Source organism: Methylobacterium sp. 2A, from assembly GCF_009806555.1.
In the GTDB taxonomy this organism is placed as follows: domain Bacteria; phylum Pseudomonadota; class Alphaproteobacteria; order Rhizobiales; family Beijerinckiaceae; genus Methylobacterium.
Map to the genome: position 1 here is coordinate 1 of NZ_VUOK01000015.1, position 1,424 is coordinate 1,424.

1 protein-coding gene is annotated in these 1,424 nt (G+C 72.7%); it reads right to left on the reverse strand.

Going from position 1 to position 1,424, the window contains the following annotated elements; all coding sequences use genetic code 11:
- Window positions 1-111: 111 nt before the first annotated feature.
- A partial coding sequence (locus tag FVE89_RS07690; protein WP_246730539.1) for an autotransporter domain-containing protein occupies window positions 112-1,424 on the reverse strand: 1,313 nt, incomplete at its 5' end.

Sequence of the window (1,424 nt, forward strand, 5' to 3'; positions counted from 1 at the left end):
GCGGTGCTCTTTCAGGATGTTAGAGCCACGACTTGCGATTTTCGCAGCTAGCCCAAACACCTTAAAAGGGCTGGGTCTCGACCTTCCGAAACCAGGACTGCATGCGCCTACTCAGAACCGCAGGGTGAAGTTGCCCTTCACGGCTTGGTCCTGCGCGTGTGCGCCGGTCTGGCCGGTATAGGCCACGCCGAGACTGGCGTTCGGCGCCACCGCCAGATCCAGACCCACCTGCGCCACCAGCGCGTCCCGGTCGATCGGCACGCCCGCGCTCAGGAAGGCCGGGCCGCCCGCTCCAAAGGCCAGCAGAGCCGTCGGCACAACGTCCCCGAACGCCCGCCGGTAGCCGACCAAGCCCCGCAGCGTCACCGGAAGGCCGAGCCCCAGATCCAGGCTCGTCTGCGCCCGCACGCCCGCGGTCGCCGCGCCCAGATCGTAGTCGCGCGCCAAGCTCACCAGCGCCGCCGCGCCCCCGGCCTCCGCGAACCCGTCCCGCCGGATCCCGACATACGCCCCGCCCACGAACGGCTCGACATACGACGACGCCGGCTCACCCAGCGCGATCCGCCAGCCGATCTCGCCGAACCCCTGAACCGTGTAGCCGCCGCCATGCCCGCTCAGCGTGTCGGACAGCCCGTACAGAACCGCCCGGCGCGTGCGCGTGTCGGTATCGGCGTAGATCACGCCCAGCCGCAGCGACAGCGGACCGGCCGCGGTGCCGCCATACACGCCGCCGAACCCGCTCTTCAGCGTCGCGCTCTCCGCCCGGCTGGTGCCGCCCGTCCGGCCGGCGCTGTCGAGGGAGGCCTCGGTGTAGCCGCCGACCACGCCGAAGCGCAGCCCGTTGGCCAGCCGCACATCCGCGCCCGCCGCGAAGCCCGCGATCTGCCGGTCGAGGGGGAACGCGTTGCCGCCGCCCTCGGCCGTGCCGAACGACCCGAAGCCCTGGCCCCACAGCCCGAACACCTGCGGATCGAGGGTCCGCACCGGCACGTTCGCCACCACCGGCGCCCGGCCGGGCAGGTCGGCCGTGTAGGCGGCGGGCAGGGTGCCGTCGTCGAGCCCGGTGCCGGGATTGCCCCAGCGCAGCCGGTCGAGCACCGCCTCGCGCACGAAGAAGGCGGTCTCGTAGGCCGCCGACACCGTGCCGGCATGGATGTCGCCGGCCAGCGCCCGGAAGCCGGCATCCGCCTCGGTGGTGGTGAAGGCCACCGCCGCGTCGGTGAGCCGGCCGGCGCCGAGTGCCTGGACGGCGTTGGCCGCAGCCCAGCCGTTGCGGCTGGTGGCGGAGGCGGAAAACGGCACGTCGTTGCGGGTGAGCGTCAGGTCGACCTCGTTGGGCAGGTAGCGCAGACCCGGGGACAGGAAGGCGAGGTTGGACGTGACGCCGGCGAACTGTCCGGAGACGCCGCCTGCGGCCGACAGGA